The sequence below is a fragment of the Streptomyces sp. NPDC005955 genome (assembly GCF_042871255.1).
GTDB lineage: Bacteria > Actinomycetota > Actinomycetes > Streptomycetales > Streptomycetaceae > Streptomyces.
Genome location: NZ_JBIAIF010000001.1, coordinates 1,096,988 through 1,114,632 on the forward strand (window position 1 = coordinate 1,096,988; position 17,645 = coordinate 1,114,632).

At 72.2% G+C, this 17,645-nt stretch carries 18 protein-coding genes and 1 tRNA gene; 8 read left to right on the forward strand and 11 right to left on the reverse strand.

Annotated features, from left to right (window positions below; genetic code table 11):
- Nucleotides 1-34 precede the first annotated feature (34 nt).
- The 3 genes from ACFYOU_RS04710 to ACFYOU_RS04720 are packed head-to-tail and all read left to right on the forward strand — an operon-like array spanning nt 35 to nt 1,865.
- Nucleotides 35-277, forward strand: a complete 243-nt coding sequence (locus tag ACFYOU_RS04710) for a hypothetical protein (protein ID WP_391303594.1) — start codon at nt 35-37, stop codon at nt 275-277.
- Nucleotides 274-849 carry an RNA polymerase sigma factor gene (locus tag ACFYOU_RS04715; protein WP_391303596.1) on the forward strand — a complete coding sequence of 192 codons (576 nt, stop codon included), beginning with the start codon at nt 274-276 and terminating at the stop codon, nt 847-849. Before ACFYOU_RS04710 ends, ACFYOU_RS04715 begins: the two co-directional genes overlap by 4 nt.
- The gene (locus ACFYOU_RS04720) at nt 846-1,865 is read left to right on the forward strand and encodes a hypothetical protein (RefSeq protein WP_391303598.1); all 1,020 of its coding nucleotides are present in this window, start codon (nt 846-848) and stop codon (nt 1,863-1,865) included. The genes ACFYOU_RS04715 and ACFYOU_RS04720 overlap by 4 nt, the downstream gene beginning before the upstream one ends.
- Nucleotides 1,866-2,076: 211 nt before the next feature.
- Here the strand turns inward: ACFYOU_RS04720 and ACFYOU_RS04725 are convergent.
- Nucleotides 2,077-2,150: transfer RNA gene (locus ACFYOU_RS04725), tRNA-Thr, on the reverse strand.
- 225 nt (nt 2,151-2,375) lie between these two features.
- Here ACFYOU_RS04725 and ACFYOU_RS04730 point away from each other — a divergent pair.
- From ACFYOU_RS04730 to ACFYOU_RS04740, 3 genes are all read left to right on the forward strand, one after another.
- Nucleotides 2,376-3,512, forward strand: coding sequence for a sn-glycerol-3-phosphate ABC transporter ATP-binding protein UgpC (locus ACFYOU_RS04730; RefSeq protein WP_391303600.1), 1,137 nt, complete (start codon nt 2,376-2,378; stop codon nt 3,510-3,512).
- 239 nt (nt 3,513-3,751) lie between these two features.
- Entirely contained in the window at nt 3,752-4,198 is a 447-nt protein-coding gene (locus ACFYOU_RS04735) for a hypothetical protein (protein WP_387009547.1), read from the forward strand.
- A 126-nt stretch (nt 4,199-4,324) separates the two neighbouring features.
- Nucleotides 4,325-5,056 carry an NDP-sugar synthase gene (locus tag ACFYOU_RS04740; RefSeq protein WP_385489810.1) on the forward strand — a complete coding sequence of 244 codons (732 nt, stop codon included), beginning with the start codon at nt 4,325-4,327 and terminating at the stop codon, nt 5,054-5,056.
- Nucleotides 5,057-5,128: 72 nt separating this feature from the next.
- On the opposite strand, the gene ACFYOU_RS04745 is transcribed toward ACFYOU_RS04740, so the two are convergent.
- The 7 genes from ACFYOU_RS04745 to ACFYOU_RS04775 form a co-directional block, all read right to left on the reverse strand.
- A complete protein-coding gene (locus ACFYOU_RS04745) occupies nt 5,129-6,877 on the reverse strand; it encodes a DoxX family membrane protein (protein WP_391303603.1) in 1,749 nt (582 codons plus the stop codon).
- A 171-nt stretch (nt 6,878-7,048) separates the two neighbouring features.
- Nucleotides 7,049-7,993 carry a 23S rRNA (guanosine(2251)-2'-O)-methyltransferase RlmB gene (gene rlmB / locus ACFYOU_RS04750; RefSeq protein ID WP_389767621.1) on the reverse strand — a complete coding sequence of 315 codons (945 nt, stop codon included), beginning with the start codon at nt 7,991-7,993 and terminating at the stop codon, nt 7,049-7,051.
- 113 nt (nt 7,994-8,106) lie between these two features.
- On the reverse strand, nt 8,107-9,507 hold the full coding sequence (cysS, locus tag ACFYOU_RS04755) for a cysteine--tRNA ligase (RefSeq protein WP_391303606.1): 1,401 nt from the start codon (nt 9,505-9,507) through the stop codon (nt 8,107-8,109).
- A gap of 105 nt (nt 9,508-9,612) precedes the next feature.
- A complete protein-coding gene (locus ACFYOU_RS04760; RefSeq protein WP_389767625.1) occupies nt 9,613-10,017 on the reverse strand; it encodes a PPOX class F420-dependent oxidoreductase in 405 nt (134 codons plus the stop codon).
- A gap of 160 nt (nt 10,018-10,177) precedes the next feature.
- Nucleotides 10,178-10,678 (reverse strand): 2-C-methyl-D-erythritol 2,4-cyclodiphosphate synthase, encoded by a 501-nt coding sequence (gene ispF, locus ACFYOU_RS04765; protein ID WP_391303609.1) that lies wholly within the window; start codon nt 10,676-10,678, stop codon nt 10,178-10,180.
- Nucleotides 10,668-11,435 (reverse strand): 2-C-methyl-D-erythritol 4-phosphate cytidylyltransferase, encoded by a 768-nt coding sequence (gene ispD, locus ACFYOU_RS04770; protein WP_391303610.1) that lies wholly within the window; start codon nt 11,433-11,435, stop codon nt 10,668-10,670. The genes ispF and ispD overlap by 11 nt, the downstream gene beginning before the upstream one ends.
- Before the next feature lie 448 nt (nt 11,436-11,883).
- The gene (locus ACFYOU_RS04775; RefSeq protein WP_003953493.1) at nt 11,884-12,366 is read right to left on the reverse strand and encodes a CarD family transcriptional regulator; all 483 of its coding nucleotides are present in this window, start codon (nt 12,364-12,366) and stop codon (nt 11,884-11,886) included.
- A gap of 837 nt (nt 12,367-13,203) precedes the next feature.
- Between ACFYOU_RS04775 and ACFYOU_RS04780 the strand changes: the two genes are divergently transcribed.
- Nucleotides 13,204-13,908 carry a DUF461 domain-containing protein gene (locus tag ACFYOU_RS04780; RefSeq protein ID WP_389767630.1) on the forward strand — a complete coding sequence of 235 codons (705 nt, stop codon included), beginning with the start codon at nt 13,204-13,206 and terminating at the stop codon, nt 13,906-13,908.
- 98 nt (nt 13,909-14,006) lie between these two features.
- Here ACFYOU_RS04780 and ACFYOU_RS04785 read toward each other — a convergent pair whose 3' ends face one another.
- Both ACFYOU_RS04785 and ACFYOU_RS04790 read right to left on the reverse strand, forming a co-directional pair.
- The gene (locus ACFYOU_RS04785) at nt 14,007-14,687 is read right to left on the reverse strand and encodes a response regulator (RefSeq protein WP_385489829.1); all 681 of its coding nucleotides are present in this window, start codon (nt 14,685-14,687) and stop codon (nt 14,007-14,009) included.
- A complete protein-coding gene (locus ACFYOU_RS04790; protein ID WP_385489832.1) occupies nt 14,684-15,976 on the reverse strand; it encodes a sensor histidine kinase in 1,293 nt (430 codons plus the stop codon). Before ACFYOU_RS04790 ends, ACFYOU_RS04785 begins: the two co-directional genes overlap by 4 nt.
- 201 nt (nt 15,977-16,177) lie before the next feature.
- Between ACFYOU_RS04790 and phoU the strand changes: the two genes are divergently transcribed.
- The gene (gene phoU, locus ACFYOU_RS04795) at nt 16,178-16,858 is read left to right on the forward strand and encodes a phosphate signaling complex protein PhoU (protein WP_385489835.1); all 681 of its coding nucleotides are present in this window, start codon (nt 16,178-16,180) and stop codon (nt 16,856-16,858) included.
- Between the two features lie 120 nt (nt 16,859-16,978).
- On the opposite strand, the gene ACFYOU_RS04800 is transcribed toward phoU, so the two are convergent.
- The gene (locus ACFYOU_RS04800) at nt 16,979-17,125 is read right to left on the reverse strand and encodes a hypothetical protein (protein ID WP_385489838.1); all 147 of its coding nucleotides are present in this window, start codon (nt 17,123-17,125) and stop codon (nt 16,979-16,981) included.
- Between the last annotated feature and the right edge of the window lie 520 nt (nt 17,126-17,645).

A 17,645-nucleotide genomic window follows, 5' to 3' on the forward strand; every position in this document is an offset into this window, starting at 1 on the left:
CGGTCCGGTAGGAGCCAACGAAGGGGGACCCGTGATGGACCCGACCACGGCCGTCATAGTCCTGGCCGTCATCGCCGAGACATGCGCCTTGCTGGGACTCTGGAGCCGACTGCACTGGCGGGCACGCCGGGAACAGCAGCGGCACCGGTATGTCGCTCGGGTCGCCACGGCCATGGCCCCGAACGGCCTGGTCGAGCTCGACGACCGGGACGGTACCGGCCACCACCTGCGCGTGCGGATCGTCCACACGGTTTCCGGGGAGGACCGAACCACGTGAGCAGCCATGACCCGGCGGACAGCACCGACCTGCCCGCGGCCGTGCCCGAACTCTCCAGCCCACCCAGTCACCGGCAGCACGCCCGGGAGCGGACCAACGCGGAGTTCATCGCCTTCTACCGCGAGAACATCCGCCCCCTGACCGGTTTCCTGATCAACCACGGGGCCGATGTTCCGGCGGCTGCGGACATCGCCCAGGAGGTCATGACCGACGCCTACCGGAACTGGCGCGGCATCGCGCACCCGAAGGCATGGGTCCACAAGGCCGCCTCCCGTGCGCTGGTACGCACCATCGCCTCCGTCGAAGAACCCGTCGACCACCTGCCCGAACCCACCTCCCTGGTGCCCCGCCCCGATGCGATCGCGGAATGGGAAGCACGGCACGACGCCTTACCCCTGCTGCGCGGCCTGCCGATGAAACAGCGCCAGGTCATGGCCTGGACGCTCGCGGGCTTCACCCCGGCCGACATCGCGGACCACCTCGGTCTGCCGGCCGACAACGTGCGGGGCAACCTCATGAAGGCCCGCCGCGCCGCCGCCTCGTACCTCAAGGCTCGGAAGGAGGAGTTGTGACCCGGCGATCCGAACCCCAGCCCCACGAGGACGAGCAGGCCGCACACGACTGGCTCACCCAGCGCCAGCACGCCCTGACCCACGCCCTCAGCGGTCTCCTCGACACCGAAGCAGGTCTGAACGAAATCCTCTTCCACTCGCACCACGAGGCCGCCACGGACGACCTCGACACCGTCTTCGACACCGAGGCGGGCCTCGCCGCCATCCTCCCCACCCCCCTCACTCCCGCGCGCGGCGCGCTGCACCACCGCACCGACGCGACGGCGTTCCTGCGCACCCTCAGCGCCACGGACCGGTTGACCCTGCGCAACGATCGCGACGTCAAGGCAGCCACCCATGCCCTCGGCCGCACCCGCACCCTCAGTCTCGACCTCTCCCTCGACCTGGCTCTGGACCTCGCCCGCGGCCTCGCCCGTGATCTGGACCACGACCACGATCTGGACATCGCCCGCGCCGTCGGTCTCGACCTCGCCCGTGCCCTCGTCCTCGACCTGGCCCTCGACCTGGATCACGACCACGACCACGCGCTCGATCACGATCACGCCCTTGACCACGCACTCGACCATGCCCTCGCCCTCGCCCACGACCTGGGCGTCGCCCGCGCCCTCGCCCTCGACCTGGCCCTCGCCCGCACCCTCGACCTGGCCCTCGCCCGCGCCCGCGACCTCACCCGCGTCCTCAGCCACGGCCGCACCCTCGACCTCGGCCTCATCGTCGAAATCCGGGTCGCCGAGGTTGGCCGGGCCATCGGACTGGCACTGCGCGGGGAGCCCCTGGAACTTGACGAGCGGTCGCTGCACGCGCTCCTGGACGACTTCACCACCACCGACCTCAGCGACGCCGACCTGACCGGTGTCGACCTCAGCGGCGTCCACTGGTCCGAACGCACCACCCGGTGGCCGTCCGCCATGGACGTCGAAGACCTCAAGAACCGCTCGGACAAGTCCCTGCCGGGCAGCGACGTCTGGATCGTCCGCTCAGGCACCACCACCATCCGCGACCTCGCCGACCGGTGAGACCGGACGGGATCGACGGGACGCCCCTTCCGTGCCGAACTCGGACGCATGACGCGCGGGTACCGGCAAGCAGTCGTTCGGCGGCAGGTCCCCCTACGCGACCGAAAAGCTGCCCGCATGACCGCGGACCCGCCCCCGACCCCGTCCGCACACGCGAAACGCCCCCGCGGTCGGTGGGACCGCGGGGGCGTAGGCGCAGGTGCTGCGGGAGAGCCCCCTGTCGGATTCGAACCGACGACCTTCGCTTTACAAGAGCGGCGCTCTGACCAGCTGAGCTAAGGAGGCGTGCCCGTGCAGTGTACCGGGAGCGGGGTGCCCGCCCGCGGGGAAATAACGACGAAGTTCACACCCCTGCAACGGATGACAGATCGGGTGAACGGCAGGTAGCGTCCTGAGGCAGTTCACCCGAGTGGACTACACCACTGAGTTGCCCGTTCCGGGGTCCCGGAGCGGACCACCTTTACTCGGATCGTCCGGCACGTTCCTGCCGGTGAAGGGGGCTTCACAGCCATGGCTTCTGTCACGTTCGACAAGGCGACCCGCCTCTACCCGGGCTCCACCAAGCCCGCCGTGGACAGCCTGGAGATCGACATCGCGGACGGCGAGTTCCTCGTCCTCGTCGGTCCCTCCGGTTGCGGCAAGTCGACCTCCCTGCGCATGCTCGCCGGCCTGGAAGACGTGAACGGCGGTGCCATCCGCATCGGCGACCGCGACGTCACGCACCTGCCGCCGAAGGACCGGGACATCGCCATGGTGTTCCAGAACTACGCGCTCTACCCGCACATGACGGTCGCCGACAACATGGGCTTCGCCCTGAAGATCGCCGGCGTCAACAAGACGGAGATCCGCGCGAAGGTCGAGGAGGCGGCGAAGATCCTCGACCTGAGCGAGTACCTGGACCGCAAGCCGAAGGCCCTGTCCGGTGGTCAGCGCCAGCGCGTCGCGATGGGCCGTGCCATCGTCCGCGAGCCGCAGGTGTTCCTCATGGACGAGCCGCTGTCGAACCTCGACGCCAAGCTCCGCGTCTCCACCCGTACGCAGATCGCCTCGCTCCAGCGCCGGCTGGGCATCACCACCGTGTACGTGACGCACGACCAGGTCGAGGCCCTCACCATGGGTGACCGGGTGGCCGTGCTCAAGGACGGTCTGCTCCAGCAGGTCGCCTCCCCGCGCGAGATGTACGACCGTCCGGCGAACCTCTTCGTCGCCGGCTTCATCGGCTCCCCCGCGATGAACCTGGTCGAGGTCCCGATCACCGACGGCGGCGTGAAGTTCGGCAACTCCGTGGTGCCGGTCAGCCGCGACGCCCTGTCGGCCGCCTCCGAGCGCGGTGACCGCACGGTGACCGTCGGCATCCGCCCCGAGCACTTCGAGGTCGTCGAGCACAACGGCGCCGCCGCGAAGTCCCTCGCCAAGGACGCCTCCGACGCGCCCGCCGGCCTCGCGGTCCAGGTGAACGTCGTCGAGGAGACCGGCGCCGACGGCTACGTCTACGGCGGCGCCGACGTCGGCGGCGAGAGCAAGGAACTGGTCGTCCGCGTCAACGGCCGCCAGGTCCCGGAGAAGGGCACCTCGATCCACGTCGTGCCGAAGCCGGGCGAGCTGCACGTGTTCTCGACCTCCACGGGCGAGCGCCTCAGCGACTGATCGCCGGCCGCGGGCCACGGGCCCGCGTGTCGTAACGGAGCCCGGTGCTCCAGGGACGTCCTCCCTGGAGCACCGGGCTCCGTCGCGTCACGGTCGCGGCCCTCCGGGGTCGAAATCGCGGCACATCGGGCGTTTCGAGGGGTGTTCGTCAACACGGGCGAGCGAATGGGGCCCTTCACCGTCCCTCAAGAGGGTGACTAAGTGTCTTCGCATGACTACCGCCCGCTACGCTTCCGTGCGTGACGCTTTCCCACACCTACAAGCAGCGCCGGAGGCGTGGCCCTGCCCGCCGCATCGGCCGCTCCCTCGCCTTCGTCCTGCCTGTCGTGCTGGTGCTGTCCGGCACCCTCGCGGTCACCTCCGTCAACTGGTCGGGTTCCCAGGACTCGGTGCTCACCGCCTCCGCGGAGAACCTGCCGCGCCGTGCCGAGGCCAAGGCCCCCGCCGCCCACGAAGTCCTCCGGGACCGCCTGCTGGTCGAACTCCAGGAGAAGGATCCGGGCGTCGCCCTGACCCACCTCCAGCAGGAGGTCGACCGCAGGCCCTCGCTGTCCAAGCACTGCGTCTCCATCGCCCGCTCCCTGGGTCGGGCCGCCGTCCGCGCCTACGGGCCCGCCCGTGCGCAGTCGTACTCCCGCCCGGTCTGCGACACGGCCTTCGCCTCGGGCGTCGCCACCCAGGTCTGACGCCCCAGGTCCGACACCCCCGGGTCCTCATGGCCCACCCCCGCCGCCGCGCGCCCCGCGCGGGTCACCCGCACCGTCGCGGGTGCGCCCCGCGAGGCGCGCGGCGGTGCCACGTACAGTTCCGTCATGACCGATCCGCACGTCCACGCACGTCCGACTCAAGCCGTCGTCCTGGCCGGGGGCCAGGGAACGCGGCTGCGCCCCTACACCGATGACCGGCCCAAGCCGATGGTGGAGATCCCCGGCACCGGCACCCCGATCATCGGGCACCAGCTGGCCTGGCTCGCCGAGGAGGGCGTGACCGACGTCGTCGTCTCGTGCGGGCACCTCGCCGAGGTCCTCCAGGAGTGGCTGGAGTCGTCGGACCTGCCGTTGCGGGTCACCACCGTGGTCGAGAAGGAGCCGCTCGGCCGGGGCGGCGGTCTCAAGTACGCGGCCGGCCACCTCCCCCACCCCGACCGGCCCTGGTACGCCACCAACGGCGACATCTGGACCCGGTTCTCGCTGCGCGAGATGGCCGCGTTCCACGCCGAGCGCGCCGCCACCGCGACCCTGGCCCTGGCCCGCCCCCGCATTCCGTGGGGCGCCGTCGAGACGGACCGCTTCGGCCACATCACGGACTTCATCGAGGCCCCGCCGTCCCCGTTCCTCATCAATGCGGGCGTGTACGTGTTCTCCGCGGAGTTCACCGAGCTGCTGCCGGACCAGGGGGACCACGAGCGCACCACCTTCCCCGGCTTGGCGCGCGCCAAGCGCCTCGCCGGCTTCCCGATCCCGCAGGGCGCGTACTGGAGGGCCATCGACACGGCGAAGGACCTCACGGAGGCTTCGAAGGAGCTCGCCGCCCTCGCCCGCTGACCCGCTTCGTACGACGCCCGAGGGGTCCGCGCACGGTGCGCGGACCCCTCGGGCGTTGCCGTACGGGCCCGGTCAGTCGCCGCCGATGAGGCCGCCGACCAGCCCGGGCCGCCGCTCGGCGCCGCCGGTCGTCCCGTTGCCGCCGGTCCCGGTGCTGCCGCCGGTGGTACTGCCGGAGGACTCGCCGCCGCCCGTTGCCCCGCCGGTGGCGCCCGCCGAGGCGCTGCCGCCCGAGGTGGGCCCCGCACTGGTGGCGGGCGCCCTGGTGGGCGCCGGCTGCCGGGCCGGAGGCTGCTGCACCGTGCCCTGGGTCTGGCTGGGCGTCCCGGCGCTGGTGGTCCCCGAGGACGGCGGGGTGCCGCCGGTCGCGGCGCCGGGGGTGGCCGCCGCCCGGGAGGGCTCCGGGGACGCCTCGCGCGGCGGCCGGGTCGGCGTACCGGACGCGGACGGGGTGCCGCTGCGCTCGGCCCGGCGCTTGCCCGGCTCCTGCGGCAGCGGCGAACCGGGCAGCTCGTTGCGCGGCGCCTGGCCCGGACCCGGCACGGTGACCCGGTCGGCGTCCCGCACGGCGCCGCCGAGCACCGAGCCCAGCAGCAGGGTGAGGCCCACCGCGACGGAGGCGACGACCGTGCCCCGGCGCAGCACCCGGCGCCGCAGCGCCCACAGTTCGGCGCGCGGGCCCAGGGTGCGCCACGCCTCGGAGCCGAGCCGGCCGTCCGCGGAGTAGACGGGGGCGCCCGCGATGATCAGCGGTGACCAGGCGGCCAGGTAGATGATGTCGGGCGCGTCGTACGCGGGGACGGTCCGCCAGCTGACGGTGACGATCAGCGCCGCCGACAGCAGCGCCCCGACCACCGCGGCGACCCGCTGCCAGAGCCCCAGGACGGTCAGCACGCCCACGATGACCTGGAGGAACGCGATGGTGAGCCCGGCGCCCACCGGATGCTGGAGCGCGAAGTCCCGCAGCGGTTCCGCGAGGGCCCAGGGGTGGAGGGAGTTCAGCCACTTCATCATGGAGCCGCGTTCGCCGCCGTCGAAGTAGACGGGGTCGCTCAGCTTGCCCAGGCCGGCGTAGACGGAGATCAGGCCGAGGAAGACCCGCAGCGGCAGCAGGACCACGCCGAGGTTGAGGCGGCGGCCCGGGTAGTAGGCGTGGTGCGGTCGCCGGGCATCCCCGTGCCGCGGCTCCCCGGTGCCGTCCGCGTCGAGCTCGTAGCCGTCGTCGTAGCCCCCGTAGCCGTCGTCGTGGGGCCCGTAGCCGTCGTAGCCGGCGTACCCGTCGTAGTCGTCAGGGGGGCGGCGGTCGTCGGCGCCGACGACGGGCATGCCGGCCGTCTCCTCGTAGGCGCTGCCGGTGCTGCGCATCTGGGCGGGCAGCAGCCGGGTCTCGGGACCGCCGGCGCCGGGGGTCTCCACCGTGTCGTCGAACGCCGTCCTGGGCGTGACCCGGGGAATGACCTGGGTGGCTCCGCCGTCGCCCGGTTCGGCCCCGACGGCCCGCCGTACGCCGGTCTCCCGCACGGCCTGGAGCAGCCCGGTGGCACCGGTGTCGCCCGGCGCCGAACGGCCGCTCCAGACGACGGGCGCACGCCGGCGCGCGCCGGCCACGGGGACGCGCCCGGTGTCAGCGGCGCCCGCGGCCCGCGCGACCCGCGCGGAACGCGTCGGCGTGGCGTTGAGCTGCACGCGGAAGCTCGCATGGTTGACGATGACCTGCGCCGGATCGCTCGGCACCTTCACCATGCTCAGCGCGGGAGCGTCGTCGAATCCCGACGAGCGGGCCCCCGTGAGTGTGCGGGGTGTTCTGGTGTCCACACTCATCTAACCGAGTGACGCGAGGTTAGGACACTGCCTTGACCACCCCAAGATGTCCGACCCCCGACAAGCGCCGGGACCCCGCCCCGGGCCCGCCTTGAGGGGGACGCGCCACCGGGGCGCGGGCGGCGGACCGGTCGGCCCGGACGGGCCGACCGGCCGGGCCCCGCGGGTGGATCAGCGGCGCGACTGGGCCGCCTGGTACAGCACGATGCCCGCCGCCACGCCGGCGTTCAGGGACTCCGCGCCGCCCGGCATGGGGATGCGCACCCGCACGTCGCAGGTCTCCCCGACGAGCCGGGACAGCCCCTTGCCCTCGCTGCCGACGACGATGACCACGGGACCGCCGAGCGCGGCGACGTCGGCGACCTCCGCCTCCCCGTCCGCGGCGAGCCCGACGATGGTGATGCCGGCCTTCTTGTACGCCTCCAGGGCCCGGGTGAGGTTGGTCGCCCGGGCGACCGGGGTCCGGGCGGCGGTACCGGCGGAGGTCTTCCACGCACCGGCGGTCATGCCGGCGGCGCGGCGCTCGGGCACCAGCACCCCGTGGCCCCCGAAGGCGGACGCGGAACGCACCACGGCGCCGAGGTTGCGCGGGTCGGTGACCCCGTCGAGCGCGACGATCAGCGGGTCCTCGCCCGCGTCGTACGCGGCGGCGACGAGGTCCTCCGGGTGCGCGTACTCGTAGGGCGGCACCTGGAGCACGAGCCCCTGGTGGTTGAGCCCGTCGGTCATCCGGTCCAGCTCGGGCCGGGGCGCCTCCATGAGGTTGATCCCGCCGCGCTCGGCGGCGAGGTGCAGCGCCTCGCGGACCCGCTCGTCGTTGTCGATGAACTGCTGGACGTACAGCGTGGAGGCGGGGACCCCGCCGCGCAGCGCCTCGACGACCGGGTTGCGCCCGACGACCAGCTCGGACGTGCCCTTGCCGCCCCGGCCGCGCGGCGTCGCGGTGCGGCCCTGCGCGCGTCGGGCGCGGGCGTTCGCGGCGCGCTGCTTGACGTGCCCCTTACGCATCTCGGCGGGCGGGGTGGGGCCCTTGCCCTCCAGGCCCTTGCGCCGCTGGCCGCCACTGCCGACCTGCGCGCCCTTCTTGCCGGACATGCGGCGGTTGTTTGCGGCCATGACCTACCCGTTTCCTGTGGATGAGACCGCGTACGGTTCCGCGTACGGGTCAGTGTGCGTATGTGTGTACGAGTGTGCCGCCCGGCGGAGCGGGCGGCACCTCGCGTGCGGCACTAGCGCGGTCCGAGCGTCCAGCGGGGGCCCTGGGCACCGTCCTCGATGACCAGCCCGGACTGGTTGAGCTGGTCCCGGATGGCGTCCGCGGTGGCCCAGTCCTTGCGGGCGCGGGCGGACTCGCGCTGCTGGAGCACCAGCCGGACCAGCGTGTCGACGACGCCGTGCAGGTCCTCGCCGCGGTCGTTCTCCCCGGACCAGTGCGGGTCCAGGGGGTCGAGCCCGAGGACGCCGAGCATGGCCCGGACCTCCGCGAGCCGGGCCACCGCGGCCTCCTTGTCGTCGGCGGCCAGCGCGCTGTTGCCCTGGCGGACCGTGGTGTGGACGACGGCGAGCGCCTGCGGGACGCCGAGGTCGTCGTCCATGGCCTCGGCGAACGCGGGCGGCACCTCGCCGGCCGGTTCGACGGGGCCCCCGGTCTTCTCCACGACGCGCTGCACGAAGCCCTCGATCCGGGCGAACGCCGACTCGGCCTCCCGCAGGGCCTCGGGGCTGTACTCGATCGTGGAGCGGTAGTGCGGGGTGCCCAGGTAGTAGCGGAGCACGATGGGCCGCCAGTGCTTGACCATCTCGCTGACGAGGACGGAGTTGCCGAGCGACTTCGACATCTTCTCGCCGCTCATGGTGACCCACGAGTTGTGCACCCAGTACGTGGCGAACTCGTCACCGTACGCCTGGGCCTGTGCGATCTCGTTCTCGTGGTGCGGGAAGATCAGGTCGATGCCGCCGCCGTGGATGTCGAAGGCGGTGCCCAGGTACTTGTGGGCCATCGCCGAGCACTCCAGGTGCCAGCCGGGTCGGCCGCGGCCCCAGGGGGTCTCCCAGTCCGGTTCGCCCGGTTTGGTGGCCTTCCACATGGCGAAGTCGCGGGGGTCGCGCTTGCCGGTCTCGCCTTCGCCGGCGGGCTGGCGCAGCTCGTCGAGGTCCTGGTTGGACAGCGACAGGTAGCCGGGGAACGAGCGCACGTCGAAGTAGACGTTGCCGTCGGCCTCGTACGCGTGTCCGCGTTCGATGAGGCCGCGCATCATCTCGACCATCTCGGTGATGTGGCCGGTGGCGCGGGGCTCGTAGGTGGGCGGCAGGCAGCCGAGCGCGGCGTAGCCGTCGTTGAAGGCGCGCTCGTTCTCGTAGCCGATGGACCACCAGGGGCGACCCTGCTCGGCGGACTTGTGGATGATCTTGTCGTCGATGTCGGTGACGTTGCGGACGAACGTCACTGCGTAGCCGCGGTAGGCGAACCACCGCTGCATGATGTCGAAGTTGAGGCCCGAGCGGATGTGCCCGATGTGCGGAGCGGCCTGCACGGTAGCGCCACACAGGTAGATCGAGACACAGCCCGGAACGAGGGGGGCGAAGTCACGGACCTGCCGGGCGCTGGTGTCGTACAGGCGAATAGTCACCCCCCCAGGGTAGTGGTCGCGGGGCAGTGCCCCGCGACCCCCAGGGCGTACGGGGCACTGATTTCACGACAACGCGGTGGTGGGCCGGACACCGGCTCCCAAGGGTCAGATCCGGCCAACCACCTTGCGCGGGGTGACACGGACGACGACGCGCTGGGCGTCGTCCGCGGAGTCCGGGTTGAAGTCCGCGTACTGCTTGCCGGTGTACTTGACCGACAGTTCGTCGATCAGCTCGGGGCCGCCCTCGGTGGTGAGCTCGGCGGTGCCGCGGATCTCCGCGTAGGTGTACGGGGCGTCGAAGGGCTGGAGGAGCACCGTGATCCGGGGGTCGCGGCGGAGGTTCTGCTCCTTGCGGCGCCCGATCGTGGTGGAGAACAGCACGTCGTCCCCGTCCCGTTTCACCCAGACCGGCGACAGCTGGGGGCTGCCGTCCGGCTGAACGGTCGCGACGGTGATGAAGACGGGGCCGTCGAGCAGGGCCTTGAGGTCGTCGGAGAGCTGGGTGGACACGGGTTCCCCTTCGCTGCCGGTTCTGGTGGTACGCGCACATCGCGCCGACCCACCGTTACCCCACCGGACCGCCCTCGAACCCGACCGGTCCCGTCCCCGCCGACCGGCCGGTGCCCGAGGGGCGGCCGGTGTGGCAGGGACGGCGGGGGCGGGCCGGGGGTCAGCTGCGGGGGTGGACCAGGGCGGTGGCGATCGCGGCCAGGCCCTCGGCACGACCGGTGAGCCCGAGACCGTCCGTGGTGGTGCCGGACACGGTGACCGGTGCGCCCACGGCGGTGGAGAGCGCCTGCTGGGCCTCGGCCCGGCGCCGTCCGATCTTCGGGCGCACCCCGATCACCTGCACGGACACATTGCCGATCTCGAAGCCGGCGGCCCGCACGATCCGCGCGGCCTCCGTCAGCAGGGCCACTCCGGACGCCCCCGCCCACTCGGGCCGCGCCGTGCCGAAGTGCGCCCCGAGGTCCCCGACCCCGGCGGCGGAGAACAGCGCGTCGCAGGCCGCGTGCGCGGCGACGTCCCCGTCGGAGTGCCCGGCGAGCCCGTAGCCGCCGCTGTCGGCCTCGTCCCAGCGCAGTCCGGCGCACCACAGTTCGCGCCCCGCCTCGAAGGCGTGGACGTCGGTCCCGATCCCCACCCGGGGGAGAACCACCTCAGAAGCCATCGTTGGCCCTCCTGCGGGCGAGTACGGCTTCGGCCAGCACCAGGTCGAGCGGCCGGGTCACCTTGAACGCCTCCTCGTGCCCGGGGACGAGCACGACGGGCTCCCCGGTGCGCTCCACCATCCCGGCGCAGTCGGTGGCGCCCTCCCCGTCGACGGGGACGGTGGCGTGCGCGTGCACGAGGGCGTCGCGGTGGAAGCCCTGCGGGGTCTGCACGGCGCGCAGCCGGGCCCGCTCGGGGGTCGCCACCACCGGCTCGGGGTCGTCAGGGCGGGCCGGGTCGCGCGGCTCGACCTCCTTGACGGTGTCGGCGAGCGGCAGGGCGGGCACCACGGCGGGCGCCCCGGCGTGCACCGCGGCGATGACGGCGTCCACCGTCTCGACGGGCACCAGCGGCCGGGCCGCGTCGTGCACGAGGACGGTGTCGATGTGCGCCGGGAGGGCGTCGAGTCCGAGGCGGACGGACTGCTGGCGGGTGTCGCCGCCGGGCACGACCAGGAAGTCGGTGCGCTCGGGCAGGGCATGGGTGTCGAGGAGGTTGCGCACCTCGGCCGCCCCGTCGGGCGGGGCCACCACGACCACCAGTGCGACGGTGCGGGAGGCCGCCATGGCGCGGACGGCGTGGATCAGGAGCGGGGTGCCGCCGAGGGGGCGGAGTGCCTTGGGGGTGCCGGGGCCCAGCCGGACCCCGCGGCCGGCCGCGGGGATCACGGCCGCGGTCCGGGCGGCTGGAGGCGCGGGGCGCGAATCGTCAGACATCGCTTCCGTTCAGGTTTGTGTGCTCGGGCGACATGGGTATGGCCTGGGGGTACCCCCGGCCGGTGGTTGGGGGAGTGTTGGGTACGACGCCTTGACCGGAGCCCTTCCGTGACCTTTGGTCGAGCCGCTGCGCGTACCCGGCACGCCAGGGGCGGCACAGGCGGGGCACGGGGGCGTTTTCGAGACGATTCCACGAGTCCGGCCCTGTGCTCCGGTCGCGCCGCGTCCGCATGCGCGGCGCGTCCGCCCGCAACGGGGCGTCGACGCACGGTGGGCGCCCCGGTACACCGTCTTTCCCGACCCCGGCGACCACGGGGGCGCGGGGCGGGGGTACGGACATGCCGCAGCGCCCGGCGACCTTCTCAGGTCATCGGGCGCCACGGCATTTCCCCGCGTCAGAACCGGTCGCGCCGGATCGGGCGCTCCCGGGTCGGCACGGGGGTGGATGTCAGGACGCGAGCACTTCGTCGAGCAGCGCTTCGGCCTTGTCCTCGTTGGTGTTCTCCGCGAGGGCGAGCTCGCTCACCAGGATCTGGCGAGCCTTGGCGAGCATGCGCTTCTCACCTGCGGAGAGTCCGCGCTCACGCTCACGGCGCCACAGGTCGCGAACGACCTCGGCGACCTTGATGACATCACCGGAGGCGAGCTTCTCCAGGTTTGCCTTGTAACGACGGGACCAGTTCGTGGGCTCCTCGGCGTACGGCGCGCGCAGCACCTCGAAGACCCGGTCCAGCCCGTCCTGACCGACCACATCACGCACGCCGACGAACTCCGCATTGTCCGCTGGCACACGTACCGTCAGGTCACCCTGGGCGACCTTCAGCACCAAGTAGGTCTTGTCCACGCCTTTGATCTGGCGAGTTTCGATGGCCTCGATCAGCGCGGCCCCGTGATGGGGATAGACCACGGTGTCGCCAACCTTGAACGTCATGTGACAGGTACCCCTTCCGTGGCTATCAAGGGTAACACGGATACGGCGTCTTCTGAATGGCGTTTTCGCAGGTCAGGGCATATCTCGGGGCTTGACAACAACAACCGGAACGTGCTGCGGCGGGGGTCGCGGGACCGCGCCCCGGCGGGTATTCGCAGGTGGGAGCCGATGTCCGGGCGGGGTGAAACGTGCACGTTACGGACCCGGGCCGGGGACCTCAAGGGGGCGAACGTCCCGGTTTGCCGGGTTCGGTTCGGGTCACTTCCGCGCACTTCCCGGTGTTCCCGCTACTCCGTTCGGCGGCCGGAGCCGCGTTCTGGAATTGATCACCACGAGTGCGTTGATCAATTCCACCGTACGGTGTGGATTGTTACGCGGGATTGCCGGAAAAACCCGCCGCCCGCTTCCCCGGGTTTGACGGTCGGCTTCCCCCGGCTTTGCGGTCGGCCGAGCCGGGGTTAGGGGTCGGCTTCGGCGGGCTTAGCGGCCCGCTTCCCTGGTGCTTATGTGAAAGGTCAACGAGAGGACAATTCGCGGCCCCGGGGACGGTCCGCACCCCCCGCGGACCGACCGCCCGTGCCACCGCCCGACCGCCAAGGGGCGGGTCGGGTGCGGTGCCCGGACAGCGGGTCGATAACCTAAGCCCGCTGACACACCCTTAGGGCGGCTTTATGGCCGCCCTGCTCGCCGTACGGGCCCCATCCGGCCCGGCACCCGGGCTCCGGGGTCGTCACACCTGCTTCACCCGCTCCACCTGCTTCACCCGCACGAACCGCTACGACCAGCACCACCGCAGGACCGTTCCGTACCGCCCACGTTCAAGGAGTTGCCGCCGCCGTGAGCAGCAGCCTTCGACGCGGCGCCCTCGCCGCCACCGCCATCGCGTTCTCGATCGCCTCGCTCACCGCCTGTGGCGCCGGCACGAACGCCCAAACGCTGGGGATCAAGCCGGACAACGCCGCCGTCACCGTCGGCGAGATCCAGATCCAGAACTCCAACATCGTCACCCAGCCCGAGTTGGAGGCGAAGGGCCCCGCGGCCATCTCCGTCACGCTCTTCAACAACGGCACCGAGGACCAGACCCTCGAATCGGTCGCCCTGACCGCGTCGGGTGAGAAGGCCGAACTGAAGCCCGCCAAGGGTTCCGGGAAGCTCGTCGTGCCGGCCGGCGGTTCCGTGGTGATCGGCGGCAAGGACAACGCGTCCGCGCTGCTGCCGAGCGGCCGGGAGTCCGTGAAGGACGGCGACGCGCAGAGCGTCACGTACACCCTCAGCTCGACGGGTGACGTGAAGGTCGACAGCTTCGTGGTCCCCGCGGCCAGCTACTTCGAGGAGTGGGGCCCCACCGAGGCGCCGGCCGCCCCCGGCCAGGGAGCGTCCGCCGAGGCGGAGCCGTCCGGGACCGGTTCGCCGGCCGCGGACGCGACCGGCGAGGCCACCGGTGAGGCTTCGGAGCCCGCCGACGGCGCGTCGAGCGCGACGGGCAGTGCCTCCGCGCCGGCCACCGGTGACACCGGCGGGTCGACCCCCGCGACCGGCTGACGACCGACCTGCGGAACGCGTACGGCGAAGGGCGGGACCCACCTGGGTCCCGCCCTTCGCCGTGCGTCCGCCGGCCCGTGGGGGCGCGGCGGGTCGGTCTACGGCTCGAACTTGTAGCCGAGGCCGCGCACCGTGACCAGGTACCGGGGCGCGCCCGGGTCCGGCTCGATCTTCGCCCGCAGCCGCTTGACGTGGACGTCCAGGGTCTTGGTGTCGCCCACGTAGTCGGCGCCCCACACCCGGTCGATCAGCTGCATGCGGGTCAGGACCCGGCCCGCGTTGCGCAGCAGCATCTCCAGCAGGTCGAACTCCTTGAGCGGGAGGTCCACCTTGGCGCCGGCCACCGTGACCACGTGCCGGTCCACGTCCATCCGGACCGGGCCCGCCTCCAGCGCGGCCGGCGTGACCTCCTCGGGCTCGCCGCGGCGGCGCAGCACGGCCCGGATGCGGGCGACCAGTTCGCGGGACGAGAACGGCTTGGTGACGTAGTCATCGGCTCCTATTTCCAGCCCGACGACCTTGTCGATCTCGCTGTCCTTCGCGGTGACCATGATCACCGGGACGTTGGAGCGGCTGCGCAGTTGGCGACAGACCTCGGTGCCGGGCAGCCCCGGCAGCATGAGGTCCAGCAGGACCAGGTCGGCCCCGTTGCGTTCGAACTCGTCCAGGCCGTCGGGCCCGGTGGCCGCGATGGCGACCTCGAAACCCTCCTTGCGGAGCATGTACGACAGGGCGTCGGAGAAGGATTCCTCGTCCTCGACGACGAGTACTCGGGTCACGGAAGGACCTCCGGGGAGGGGAGCGGTGCGTACGGGGGTGAAGCGGATGTACCGGACTGCCCGTGGTCGTCGTCCCCGGTACCGGGGTCGCCGGTGTCGGGGGCCTGGTCGGGCTCCAGGGGTGCGCGGTCGCGGGGGGCTCCCGCCTCCGGCAGCCGCAGGGTGAACGTGGAGCCCTGTCCTTCGGTGCTCCACACGGTGACCTCCCCGCCGTGCGAGGCGGCCACGTGCTTGACGATGGCGAGGCCCAGGCCCGTACCACCGGTGGCACGGGAACGTGCCGGGTCGACCCGGTAGAAGCGTTCGAAGACGCGCTCCTTGTCCCGGTCGGGGATGCCGATGCCCTGGTCGGTGACGGCGACCTCGATCAGGTCGCCGCCGGGGTGGGTGACCCGGCGGGCGGCGATGCCCACCCGGGTCCGGGCGGCGCTGTAGTTCACGGCGTTCTCGACGAGGTTGCCGAGGGCCGCCGCGAGCTGTCCGCGGTTGCCCCAGATCTGGAGGGCGGCGGTGCCGCCGGTCGCGATGGTGATCTGCTTGGTGCCCGCCTGGTGGCGACATCGGTCGATCGCCTCCGCCACCAGGTCGTCCACCCGGACGGGCTCCGCGTACTCCAGCGGATCGTCGTTCTGGACCCGCGAGAGGTCGATGAGCTCCTGGACCAGGCTGGTCAGCCGGGTCGCCTCGATCTGCATCCGCCCGGCGAACCGTTCCACGGCCTCCGGGTCGTCGGACGCGTCCATGACCGCCTCGGACAACAGCGACAGCGCGCCGACCGGGGTCTTCAGCTCATGGCTGACGTTGGCGACGAAGTCCCGGCGGACCGCCTCGATGCGGCGGGCCTCGGTGAGGTCCTCCACGAGCAGCAGCACCAGTCGGGACCCGAGCGGGGCGACCCGGGCGGAGACCGCCAGCGCCTCCCCGCCGCGACCCGCGCCGCGCCGCGGCAGATCCAGCTCCACCTGGCGTATCTCCCCGTCGCGCCGGGTGTCGCGGGCCATCTGGAGCATCGGCTCGATGGCCAGTTTCCCCCCGCGCACCAGTCCGAGGGCGTACGCCGCCGAGCTGGCCTTGACGACGCTGTCGGCCTCGTCCAGGACCACCGCCGACGAGCGCAGCACCGAGAGCACGGTGTCCACGCCCGGTGGCAGCACCGGCTCGGTGTGCAGGGAGCTGCGGGCCGGACGTTTCAGGTCGCGCTCGCTCCAGCGGAACGCCAGCATGGCGATGACGCCGGTGAGCACCCCGGCGATCGCTGCTGCTGCGGCGACCGCCGCGTTCACGTCCATGTCTCCAGGTTAGGCACGCCCCGGGGAGCGTCCACAGCCATCCCGGTGTCAGCTACGACACTCGTCGCCCAGAGTTCACCGAGGGGAAAGGGCCGATTCACCCGCGGTGCCGGAACCGGACGCGTCCGGGCCGGAACGTGGGAGCGTGGGGTCGACGGGTACCCGAGGCCCCGGGCGGATGTGAGAGAGGGACGACTCAGTATGCGTGACGCGTACCACGAGGAACTGGACTCGATCGGCGACGACCTGGTCGAGATGGCCCGGCTCGTCGGTTCGATGATCGGGCGCGCCACGACGGCGATGCTCGATTCCGATCTGAAACTGGCGGAGAACGTGATCGCCGCGGACCAGAAGGTGGACGACCTCCAGCACGACCTGGAGGCCCGGGCGATCGCGCTGCTCGCCCGGCAACAGCCCGTCGCGACGGACCTGCGGATCGTGGTCACCTCGCTGCGGATGAGCGCCGACCTGGAGCGGTCCGGGGACCTCGCCCAGCACGTGGCGAAGCTGGCGCGGCTGCGGTTCCCCGACCGGGCGGTGCCGCAGGACCTGCACGCCACGATCCTGGAGATGGGGCAGCTGGCGCAGCGGCTGATGGCCAAGGCGGCGGAGGTCATCGTCACCAAGGACGTCGACCTCGCGATGCAGCTGGAGCAGGACGACGACGAGATGGACCTGCTGCACCGGACGCTGTTCCAGCACCTGATCGACGACCGCTGGAAGCACGGCATAGAGACCGCGGTGGACGTCACGCTGCTGGGCCGCTACTACGAGCGGTTCGCCGATCACGCGGTGTCGGTGGCGAAGCGGGTGGTGTACCTGGTCACCGGGGAGCACGCGGACGAGCTGACGCAGAATCCGGCGCCCGTCGAAGGGGCCTGAGCGGCCGGTACGGAGCCCCGTACGGGAGTGTTCCCGTACGGGGCGCGGTGCGTTGCTGTGCTGTGCGCTGTTCGTCGGGGTGCGTCGCCCTCGGGCCCCGCTCACGGGCCCGCGGGGTGGCTAGCCGCAGCCGCCGCCACACTGGCAGGAGCCGCCGGACTGGCAGCCGCAGGAGCAGCCGGGGCCGCAGCCGCAGGCGCCCAGCAGGGGCAGGCGGGGCAGGCCGGGCTCGGGGGCGGTGGTGTCGGGCTTCCGGGACTCGGTCATGGGTTCCCTCCCTGGGACGCGATGGCTTCGCGTCTCGTGTCCATTGGACTGCGGGGGGTGTGGGCGCATCAACAGCGCACTTTTGCGGGGCGCGGTCTGGGGTTCTTCGCGCCCGGGTGCGTGGTGGTTGCTCGCGCTGTTCCCCGCGCCCCTTCGGTGCGATCACCTGGCGGTGCGATGTCCCCTGCGGATGCGCTGCGGTTTCGCGCAGTTCCCCGCGCCCCTGATCTGGGGTACTTCCCCCCGGTGGGCAACCCGCGGGTGCGTGGTGGTTGCTCGCGCAGTTCCCCGCGCCCCTTCCGTGCGATCACCTGGCGGTGCGCTGTCCCCTGCGGGTGCGGTGTCGTTTCGCGCAGTTCCCCGCGCCCCTGAATTGGGGCACTTCCCCCCGGTGGGCAACCCGCGGGTGCGTGGTGGTTGCTCGCGCCGTTCCCCGCGCCCCTGGTCTGGGCTGCCCGTGCGTGGTTCTCCTAGCGGGGACCGCAGTGGGGGGACGGCGTACCTGGGGTGGGGTGTACTT